Genomic DNA, 2604 nt, shown 5'->3' on the forward strand with positions numbered 1-2604 from the left:
GAGGGGTAGTTCCATTTACAATGCGTGATAAAATGTGTAATCTTTTCCCGTTTTATTGACAAAGTCTCCCTCTAGGGGGATTTAGGGGGTAAAAAAAGTTGATTTCTAAATCAAAAATAATTGAGATTTCTCGGTTGTTCCGCCCTCGAAATGACATTAAAAATCACATATTTTTCCAATTAACTTGTTTAGAATAGCGATTTTAACAGATTCTGATTTTCTCCAGGCTTGGGAATGGGAATGTCTAAATGCATTGTTAGATCAGGGAAGTTCTGAGATAGTTTTGGAAATTAGGAATCTTTCTCCTAAACCCTCAGGTAAAAAATCCCCTCTTCTATATCGACTATACAGAGCATTAGACAGGAAACTTTTTAAATCTGGATTTGATGCATTTAAGAGAATTTCGATAAAGGATCTTTCCATAAAAAAACTTTCTCAAATTCAAGTTAAACCCATACAGACTTCTTATAGAGATGAGTTTCTAAATGAAGACCTAGAAAAAATAAAGGAGTTTGAAATTGATATAATCTTAAGATTTGGCTTTCGCATTTTATCAGGCTCAATATTGACTGTTCCTCGATTAGGCATTTGGTCCTATCATCATGGGGATCCATCAAAGTATAGAGGAGGACCGCCTGCATTTTGGGAAGTGATGTTGGGATGGGAAACTACCGGAACAGTTTTACAAAGATTAACGGAGGAATTGGATCAGGGAGAAGTACTCTATGAATCTTATTCTCAAACAAATCCTCTCTCAGTGGAAAGAAACGCCAATGCTGTTTTTTGGAAGTCCTCTTATTTTGTTGCCAGAGTTCTTCAAAGGATTGAACAAATGGGTGAAGAAAAATGGAGTCAAGATTTACCTGAATCCAAGATAGAAAAAACTATAAAATCTAAACTAAGACGACCTCCAGAGACCTTCGAAATGCTTTCTCTAGTTTGGAATTTGGTCCAAAGAAATATAAAACGGAAAATTCAAGAAAAGAAAAAGCCAGCACATTGGGAATTGGCTATGGTAAATCATTCAGATGCTTCAGCCATTGAGAGTTCAGATATTCAATGGATTGCTCAAAAGCGAAATTCATCCAAATACTTCGCAGATCCTTTTCCGGTTTTTTATCAGGGAGAAACCTATGTTTTTGCAGAGGAATTTGATAGGCAATCAGAAAAAGGAATGATTGTTTGTGGGGTAATGCAAAACAATCAACTGGTAAAATCGCAAGCGGTTATTCAGGAAGACTGGCATTTATCCTATCCTTTCATTTTTGAACAAAACGGAGATTTTTTCATGGTACCTGAATCAGCAGAAGCTGGCTCATTGTTTATTTATAAAGCTTTAAATTTCCCGTTTCAATGGGGAAAAAGAGCATTGTTTTTTGAAGGAGAGGGGTATGATCCAACGGTTTATTTTGCGAATGGAAAATATTGGCTGTTTATTAATCAAAAGTCTCATCCAGCTACCTCATCCTTTGATGAGCTGAATTTATATTTCTCTGAATCGCTTCAATCTGCAAATTGGAATGCGCATCCAATGAATCCCATTGTTTCAGATGTGAGATGCTCAAGACCCGCTGGAAATTTATTCGAAAAAAAGGGAAAGCTTTTCAGGCCAGCCCAGGATTCTGGGAAAAGGTATGGTCATAGGATTGCTGTAATGGAAATCCTGCAGATCACGGAAAGCAGCTATCGGGAAAAACTAGCCTATTTTATAGAACCGAATCTTGTGGCTGGGGCTTTGGGAATTCATACGATTAATATGTGCAAGGGTAAAATGTATTTGGATTTTTACTTCCGCAAATGAAGATCATTCAACTGATTCAAAAACCTCAAGCTAGGGGAGCAGAAATTTTCACTTCTTGGTTAAGTGAAGAACTTAAACTCCTGGGACATGAAGTTCTTTTAGTTTCTTTATTTGAAGGAGATTTTGATTTACCGTTTTCAGAAGACTTAATCCGTCTCAATCGAAAGAAAAAAAATAGATTCTGGGATTATTCAGGTTGGAAAAAATTTAATGATATCGTCCTTGATTTTAAGCCAGATCTGGTACAAGCCAATGGTGGTGATACTTTAAAATTTGCGGTATTTAGCAAAAAACTTTTCCGTGGAAGTTTCAGACTTGTCTTTAATAATGGGGGACTTGTTAGTACTTACCTAACTTCCTTTTGGCACCGCACTTTCAATAAATTTCTATTTAGGAATATTGATGCTTTTGTCTCTGTTTCCAACTTTACCAAGAACGATTTGGATCAGTTTTTAGGCAAAGAAAAAGAACATCAAATTATTCCCATAGGTATTCAAATTCCTTTTTTTGATCGTTTGGCAAAAGCCAAACCTTTTCCAGTTTTGGTTCAAATTGCGGGTTTCACGTATGAAAAAAATCATTTTGGTTCACTTAGAATTTTCGAACTGTTTCTAAAAAAGTACCCATCGGCACAACTCTGGTTAATCGGGGATGGACCTGAAAAAGAAAGAATAGAAAGAGAAACAGATAAGTTGGAATTCAAAGGTCAGGTCAAATTTTTGGGAGCATTGGCAAAGCCCTTCAATTCGATTCCGGAAAATTCTATGTTGATTTTACCAAGCATTTCGGAAGGTCTTCCAGCC

The 2604-nt window shown here is 36.4% G+C and carries 2 protein-coding genes; both read left to right on the forward strand.

Features of this window, described 5'->3' with window-relative positions; translation table 11 throughout:
- Positions 1–184: 184 nt before the first annotated feature.
- Complete coding sequence (locus Q0L68_RS19435; RefSeq protein WP_296705906.1) at positions 185–1801, forward strand: formyltransferase family protein; 1617 nt, start codon at positions 185–187, stop codon at positions 1799–1801.
- Positions 1798–2604, forward strand: an 807-nt coding sequence (locus tag Q0L68_RS19440) for a glycosyltransferase (RefSeq protein WP_296705907.1), incomplete at its 3' end; no start/stop codon positions are given. The genes Q0L68_RS19435 and Q0L68_RS19440, both read left to right, overlap by 4 nt.

This window comes from Algoriphagus sp., from assembly GCF_024642405.1.
In the GTDB taxonomy this organism is placed as follows: domain Bacteria; phylum Bacteroidota; class Bacteroidia; order Cytophagales; family Cyclobacteriaceae; genus Algoriphagus.